Consider the following 7,167-nt stretch of genomic DNA (forward strand, 5'->3'; position numbering starts at 1 on the left):
GGCAATCTGGAATGAATTTTGGCTACGTTACTGTGAACGGAGTGAACAGTAACGTAGAATTGCGGGAGCTGCGAAGCAACGGAGCAATTCGTAGATATCGGAGAAAATAATCAGAAGTAAACAATCAAAGTAAATATATAATGGAGGCAGAAGCATATGCTTACAGAACAGAGATTTGACATTATTCTGAAGCTTCTGGAAGAAAGAAAAAGTATTACAGTAACAGAACTGAGAGAACTTCTGGACGCATCAGAGTCCACAGTGCGCAGAGACATCACTGCACTGGACAAAGCAGGAAAACTTACCAAGGTTTTCGGCGGCGCAGTAGCATTAAATCATAAAGTAACTGCCTATGAACCGACAGTAGCGCAGAAATCAGAATTAAATAAAGAAGAAAAGCAAAAGATCGCAAAATATGCAGCCAGTCTGATCACACCAGATGATTTCGTTTATCTGGACGCAGGAACCACCACTGGTCTGATGCTGGAATATCTGGAAGGTGTAAAAGCTGCCTTTGTCACCAATGCAGTATCCCATGCCCAGACTCTGGCAAAGATGGGAATCCGGGTTTACCTGATCGGAGGAGAACTTAAGAGTTCAACAGAGGCAGTCGTAGGCAGTCAGGCGATGCAGATGATCCAGATGTATCATTTTACAAAGGGATTTTTCGGAACCAATGGAATTACCAGAAGGGAAGGCTTTACCACACCGGATACCAGTGAAGCAATTGTAAAGAGTACTGCAATGAAGCAGTGCAAAGATGTATATATCCTGACAGATAAGTCAAAGTTTGGAGAAGTAAGTTCTGTCACATTCGGCGTGTTTACAGATGCTAAAATTCTTACAGAAGAAATTCCGGAGGAGTATGAGGACAGCAAAAATATTCTGAAAGTGAAATAAATAATGGATCAAATGCCGCCGGCAGACAGAGCAGGCAGGAATGATATTTAGATTGGAGAGATGTGGGATGAAGTTTGGGCATATTGGAGATCTGCATATTGGAAAAAGGGTGCATGATTTTTCCATGCTGGAGGATCAGAGATATATTCTGAATCAGATGATCAAAATTTTTGAGGAACAGAAAGTTGATGGAGTTCTGATCGCAGGGGATGTTTATGACAAGACAGTGCCGTCGGCAGAGGCAGTGCAGCTGTTTGATGAATTTATTACAGGATTGGCTAAAGCTAAGATCCCGGTGTACATGATCAGTGGAAATCATGATTCTGCAGAAAGGCTTTCCTTTGGGGCGAAGCTGTTTGAAAGTAGTGATATTTATATTTCGCAGGTCTATGATGGAGAGATGAAAAGGATTGTGTTAAAAGATCAGTATGGACCAATATCTGTATATCTTCTGCCCTTTTTGAAACCTGCGGCAGTACGCCATGCTTTACAGAGGGATGACATTAATACTTATGAAGAGGGTGTTATGGCTGCTCTGCAGGAGTGTGAGATCGATACGACACAGAGAAATGTGCTGGTGGCACATCAGTTTGTGACCGGAGCAGACAGAAGTGACTCAGAAGAAACATGGGTTGGTGGTCTTGACAATGTCAGTGCGGAAGTATTTAAGGATTTTGACTATGTGGCACTGGGACACATCCACAGACCTCAGAAAATGGGGAGAGAGACCTTGCGTTACAGTGGGACGCCGCTTAAGTATTCTTTTTCGGAAGCAGATCATAAAAAGTCAGTAACGATTGTGGAGCTTCTGGAGAAAGGAAATGTGAGGGTCAGTACAGTACCTTTGATTCCCAAACATGATATGCGTAAGCTGAGGGGAACTTATATGGATGTGACAGCGAAGGATCAATATACTACTGAAAATAAGATGGATTATCTTCAGATTACCCTGACGGATGAGGAAGATGTGCCGGGGGCACTTCAGAAGCTGCGTACTGTTTATCCCAATCTGATGCGTCTGGAATATGATAATAAACGAACACGTGAGAACCGGGAAGTTCAGGCAGTGGAGGCTCAGGAACAGAAGTCAGAGCTGGAACTGTTTGAGGAGTTTTATGAACTGTTAAATAATGAACCTATGAAAGAAGAACAGACAGAGTTTGTGGAGAAACTGATCCAGAATCTGAAGGAGGTGCGCGTATGAAACCATTGAAGCTGACATTATCTGCATTTGGTCCATATGCGGATGAGACTGTGATCGATTTTACACAGCTTGGAGGACAGGGACTTTTTCTGGTGACCGGAGATACGGGAGCAGGAAAAACGACGATCTTTGATGGGATTACATTTGCGTTGTACGGGGAGACAAGCGGAGGAGTCCGGGAGGCATCCATGCTCAGAAGCAAGTATGCAAAACCGGAAACACCTACCTATGCGGAATATATTTTTGAATATAAAGATGCAGTGTATACAGTGAAGCGAAGCCCGGATTATGAGCGCCCAAAGACCAGAGGTACCGGAATGACCACCCAGAAAGGGGAAGCATTGCTTACTTTTTCTGATGGAAGAGCTCCTGTGACAAAGCTGAAGGAAGTGAATCAGACAGTTACTGATCTGATCGGGTTAGATATGAAGCAGTTTACGCAGATTGCTATGATCGCACAGGGAGATTTCAGAAAATTGCTGCTGGCTGACACAGAGGAACGCAGCAACATTTTCAGAAAGCTTTTCCATACGGATATTTATAAGGTGATTCAGGAAAAATTAAAATTCGAGGCCGGTGGTCTGGACAAGGCGTATAAAGAGCTGTTGAGAAGTATCCGCCAGTATACGGAACAGGTCAGATATTCTACAGAAGACCAGTTGGGACAACAGTGGATATTGATGGAGAAGAATGGCTTTGAGGGAAATCTGGAAGAAGGTCTGGAAATCCTGGAGCAGTTTCTGAAGGTAGATAAAGAGACGCTGAAAAATTTGAATAAGCAGATTAAAGAGAACGATAAAGAACTGGAAAAAGTAAATCAGCTTTTGGGAAAGACTCATAAAGAAGCAGATGCAAAGGCAAGGAAGGAACAGCTTCTGCAAGAGAAAGAGGTATTGCTTCCGCAGTTGGAACAGGCACAAAAAGCTGCAGAAAATGGGGCAAAGGAACCTGATGAGATCCAACGCCTGATGCTTTCCATACAGAAAGAAAAAGAGAATCTGGAGCGTTATACAAATCTGGAAAATCTGCTCAGAGAAACAAAGAAGGCTTCCCTGCAGATAGAAAAGCTGGGAACGGACGGTACAGAGCTGCAGAATCGTCAGAAAGAAATGAAAGCTGTGCTTGAAGAAAAACAAAAAGAATATCAGACAACAGACGGTGCAGAAAAAGAAAAAGCAGAAACAGATTTCCGGAAAGAGAAAATAGATACTCTTTATGCAGGAATTTATAAGAATTGTGGAAATCTGGAGTTTCTTCAGACAAAAATCAGTGAACTGAAAACACAGTCCGGGCAGGAAGAACAACTTGCGAAACAGATAAAAAAGGATTTGACTGATCTGGAAGAGAAAATTGTTTCCGGTGGGAATCTGGAAATCAAAGAGAACAGTCTGGTCATACGTTTGCAGCAGATAGAGAAAATAGAAGATCAGCAGAAACGGTATCAGGATCTGGAAAAGGAAGCAGAGAGAAAAAAGAAGGGTTATCTGACCGCTTCTCAGAAACGGACAGAAATAAAAGAAATCCTGAACAAAATGGAGCAGGCCTATCTGGATGCGCAGGCGGGTGTTCTGGCAGCAGATCTTCAGGATGGGATGCCATGTCCGGTATGTGGTTCTGTTCATCATCCGAAGCTTACACAGATTCCGAAGGAAGTTCCCACAGAAGAACAGCTGAAAAAACAGAAAAAGTTAACAGAAGCTGCGGAAAAAGCGGCATCTGACGCAAGTGTGCAGGCAGGAGAGGCAACAGGACTGATGCAGCGCTGCAGGGAAGAATTGACAGAAGGGGTTAAAGGTTATATAGCGCAGTTTCTGCCAGAAGAGGAGACACAAGAGATACTTCGAAAGGAACTTCCTGATCATGAATTATGTTTATTTGTAAAAAATCAGGAAAGCAGTGTACAGACAGGATTGGAAGAAATCAAAAAACAGAAAAAAGTTCATCAGGATTTACTGAAGAAAAAAGAAGAGTTCATCACACAGTCAGAACAACATGCAAAAGAATTTCAGAAATTACAGATCAGTCTTGAAAAGAGGAAGAGCCAGCTGGAAAGTATTCAGGAACAGCTGCAGAATCAATTGGACGAACCTGTACTGACATGGATCCATGAAGAAGATATAAGACAGAGAATGAAAACTGATCCGGAACTGTCACAGGATTACAGCGGTGAAATAGTGTATCAAAAGGAAATCTGTAATGTATCACAGGCTTTGCTGCAGGGAAAGAGAGCAGCAGAATGGCTGAAACAGCAGCAAAATATTCTGGGACAGAAACAAAAGGATCTGACAGCACTTCTGGAACAGAGAAAACTTCTGGAGATGCAGATTGGTAAGACTCAGACAGAACTCACAACGATCACAGACCAGATCAATCAGAATCAGCAGCAGACAGCAGCAGAGAAATCCAGATATGAGCAGCTGCAGAAGCAGAGAGAGAATATGGAAAAAGAGCTGGGTGAAAGGACAAAGGAAGAAATCCTGTCTCAGATCCAGATTAAGACTGAGGAACAAAAGAAGCTTGAAATACATTATAAAACAGTAACAGAAGCGAGAGAAGTATTAGAAAAGAGAATGACAGAACTGGATTCGGTAATTGCATCTCTGACAGAACAGTTAAAAGAATCCATAAGTATTTCAGCTGAGGAACTGAATGCTCAGAAAGAAAACTTTGCACAGCAAAAGAAATCACTTTCAGAAAATCGTGATGAAATCCATGCCCGCCTGGAAATCAACAGTGACATGTATGAAAAAATCCGCAGACAGCAGACAGAACTTCTGAAAACGGAAACCCGCTGGAAGTGGATGAAATCTCTCTCAGACACTGCCAATGGTACGATCACGGGTAAGGCAAGGATCATGTTGGAAACTTACATCCAGATGCAGTATTTTGACCGCATTCTTGCGCGTGCCAATATCCGTCTGATGACCATGAGCAGCGGTCAATATGAGTTAGTTCGCAGGAAAGAAAACAAGAGCAGGGTAGGGAAAACCGGTCTGGAACTGGATGTAGTAGATCATTACAATGGAACTGTTCGAAGTGTCAAGACCTTATCAGGTGGAGAAACATTTCAGGCATCCCTGTCTCTGGCACTGGGACTTTCTGATGAAATTCAGTCAAGCTCCGGTGGAATCCAGCTTGATACCATGTTTGTGGATGAAGGTTTCGGATCTTTGGATGAAGATGCCCTTGATCAGGCAATCCGCGCATTGAAGGATCTCAGTCAGGGAAGCAGACTGGTGGGGATTGTTTCCCATGTAGCAGAGCTGAAAGAACGTATTGATAAGAAGATCATAGTAACAAAGAAACGGACAGAAGATGGAGTTGGAAGTACGATCTGTATAGAAGGTTGAGATTTTATGGTCAAGCGGATAAAATTATCCGCTTCGCTATGCGGCGCTACATCGAATAACTGTTTCACAGTGTATCAGAAGGAGTTGTCACTCCTCCTGATACAAGCAAGTCCCTACCCATTGCTTATTGTTTTTTGCAACCGACCTCGGGGACTTACTTGATTTCGGTTAAAAAAGGCAGTTACTAAAAAAGTTATACAAAATTAACTTGACAGAATACCAGAGATAGTATATATTAAGTTATGAAGTTAGACATAAATAACTCAAACTGCTGAACGATCTGTTGAAGGTCTTTTTACAGCAGTAATTCAAGCTTTGCAGCAAACAAAAGCAATAAAATGTTTCGTAAAGCTTTATTTTTTGATAGATAGTTAGCGTTGTCTAACTAATATTCTGCCATTGAGAAAGGAATCATAACATGCTGGAGAAATCTGTGATCGAACATTGTTCACCTACATTAGCATCTATTAAAACCGGAAATCTTTTTACATATAAATATGAATCTGAGGAAGAATTATGGGAAAGCGTGGAAGGCTTTAATGAATGTGTAAGAGAAAAAGGCGTTTCCCTCACAGTACTTCGCAGGAGTGAGAAAAAGGCGCTGATTTATGTCTGCCGGCTCTCAAGCCTTGAAAGAGATCTGAAGAAACCTGGTGTTGCGAATTTCATAAAGAAGTATGGGTATGAGAGTACAGATCCTGCATATGCACTTGAGAGACTGAGAAGCCGCCTGGCCCAGAGAGAAGATTTTCCTCATGAAATCGGATTATTTCTGGGATATCCGCTGGGAGATGTGATCGGATTTATCAAGAATGCAGGGCAGAACTGCAAATGTGTAGGTTGTTGGAAGGTTTACTGCAATGAATGTGAGGCAATAAAGGCTTTTGCCAGATTTAAGAAATGTACCAGCGTGTATGTACGTCTCTGGAATCAGGGAAGAAGTGTACGTCAGCTGACGGTGGCAGCGTAAGGAAGAAGCTATATACAGTAATATAGCAGGGATGGATAGTTCGTTTAAGAATCAGTATAATAGAAAAGCCGTATGACTTTTTATTATAATATAAATCATGGCTTTGCGGCAAAGAAAAAGGCAGAGCAAATTTAAGGAGGATTTTAATCATGAGTAAAGTAGCAGTTGTATATTGGAGCAGCACAGGAAACACAGAAGCAATGGCAAACGCAGTTGCAGACGGAATCAGGGAAAAAGGCGGCGAAGCTGTTCTTCATACCTGTGAGGATTTTGACGGTTCTAAAGTTGCTGAATATGATGCAATCGCTTTCGGATGCCCTGCAATGGGAGATGAAGTTCTCGAAGATACAGAATTCGAGCCAATGTTTGACGGATGCAAAGATGCCCTGAAAGGCAAGAACATCGCTCTGTTTGGTTCTTATGGATGGGGAGACGGCGAATGGATGCGTAACTGGGAAGAGTCCTGTAAAGAAGCAGGTGCAAATCTTGTATGCGACAGCGTGATCTGCCAGGAAGAGCCAGATGATGAAGCTACAGATGCTTGCAAAGCTTTAGGTGCTGCATTAGTATAATAGAATAAGTAAGAATTGTTTTAGGGACTGCCAGTGTACAAATGGGCAGTCCTTTTTATTTTTGTTTGGAAATATTTTAGGAAAATAAGCGGGAATCCTCGGTAATTCAGTTACCGAGCCTGCAAATAAAAAGTCAATAGCAAATTGATGATTTCAGGCAAAAATTTTTGC

Annotated in this window: 5 protein-coding genes; all 5 read left to right on the forward strand. The window is 42.2% G+C overall.

From position 1 onward, the window contains the following. The first annotated feature begins 156 nt into the window (after positions 1 to 156). The gene (locus tag LI074_RS16340) at positions 157 to 900 is read left to right on the forward strand and encodes a DeoR/GlpR family DNA-binding transcription regulator (RefSeq protein WP_173698413.1); all 744 of its coding nucleotides are present in this window, start codon (positions 157 to 159) and stop codon (positions 898 to 900) included. 40 nt (positions 901 to 940) lie between these two features. Next, positions 941 to 2,104 carry an exonuclease SbcCD subunit D gene (locus LI074_RS16345; protein WP_330597757.1) on the forward strand — a complete coding sequence of 388 codons (1,164 nt, stop codon included), beginning with the start codon at positions 941 to 943 and terminating at the stop codon, positions 2,102 to 2,104. Continuing rightward, positions 2,101 to 5,454, forward strand: a complete 3,354-nt coding sequence (locus LI074_RS16350; protein WP_118340056.1) for an SbcC/MukB-like Walker B domain-containing protein — start codon at positions 2,101 to 2,103, stop codon at positions 5,452 to 5,454. Before LI074_RS16345 ends, LI074_RS16350 begins: the two co-directional genes overlap by 4 nt. A 418-nt stretch (positions 5,455 to 5,872) precedes the next feature. Continuing rightward, positions 5,873 to 6,424, forward strand: a complete 552-nt coding sequence (locus LI074_RS16355) for a DUF3793 family protein (protein ID WP_118340054.1) — start codon at positions 5,873 to 5,875, stop codon at positions 6,422 to 6,424. A gap of 149 nt (positions 6,425 to 6,573) precedes the next feature. After that, entirely contained in the window at positions 6,574 to 6,996 is a 423-nt protein-coding gene (locus tag LI074_RS16360; RefSeq protein ID WP_055053622.1) for a flavodoxin, read from the forward strand. Positions 6,997 to 7,167 lie beyond the last annotated feature (171 nt).

Source organism: Blautia sp. MSK18_10, assembly GCF_020553185.1.
In the GTDB taxonomy this organism is placed as follows: domain Bacteria; phylum Bacillota; class Clostridia; order Lachnospirales; family Lachnospiraceae; genus Blautia_A; species Blautia_A wexlerae.

What these genes read in the sequence shown, in the direction of transcription:
- LI074_RS16355 (WP_118340054.1), top strand. Translation starts at nt 5,873, where the DNA reads ATGCTGGAGAAATCTGTGATCGAACATTGTTCACCTACATTAGCATCT.
- LI074_RS16345 (WP_330597757.1), top strand. Translation starts at nt 941, where the DNA reads ATGATATTTAGATTGGAGAGATGTGGGATGAAGTTTGGGCATATTGGA.
- LI074_RS16340 (WP_173698413.1), top strand. Translation starts at nt 157, where the DNA reads ATGCTTACAGAACAGAGATTTGACATTATTCTGAAGCTTCTGGAAGAA.
- LI074_RS16350 (WP_118340056.1), top strand. Translation starts at nt 2,101, where the DNA reads ATGAAACCATTGAAGCTGACATTATCTGCATTTGGTCCATATGCGGAT.
- LI074_RS16360 (WP_055053622.1), top strand. Translation starts at nt 6,574, where the DNA reads ATGAGTAAAGTAGCAGTTGTATATTGGAGCAGCACAGGAAACACAGAA.